The 303-nt window shown below is 61.1% G+C and carries 1 protein-coding gene; it reads left to right on the plus strand.

Annotated features, from left to right (window positions below; translation table 11 throughout):
* Positions 1-85: 85 nt before the first annotated feature.
* Positions 86-303 (plus strand): phage tail tube protein (locus BGIM_RS56195; protein WP_020474567.1); only part of this gene is annotated, 218 nt, incomplete at its 3' end.

Here is a 303-nt window from a genome sequence, read left to right on the forward strand (position 1 = left end):
GATCGAGGGGGAGAACGACCATTATTACCGCGGCGTGGCCCGATACCGCGCCTTGATTCACGCTTAACCACGGAAGGACACCCACATGACCAATTACGCAGGCTCAGCCTTTCTGCTCAAGACCGGGACCTGGTCGGGCGGCACAGCCATCGCCGACTGCAAGACCCACTCGTTCAAGCTCAACAACGAACAGGTGGACATCACCAACAAGTCCTCGGGGGGCTACCGCACCCTGCTCGCCGCCGCCGGGACCAAGTCGATTGAGATCACCTTTGGCGGGGTCATGACCAGCGACACCGGCTT

It is taken from the genome of Zavarzinella formosa DSM 19928, from assembly GCF_000255705.1.
Lineage (GTDB): Bacteria > Planctomycetota > Planctomycetia > Gemmatales > Gemmataceae > Zavarzinella > Zavarzinella formosa.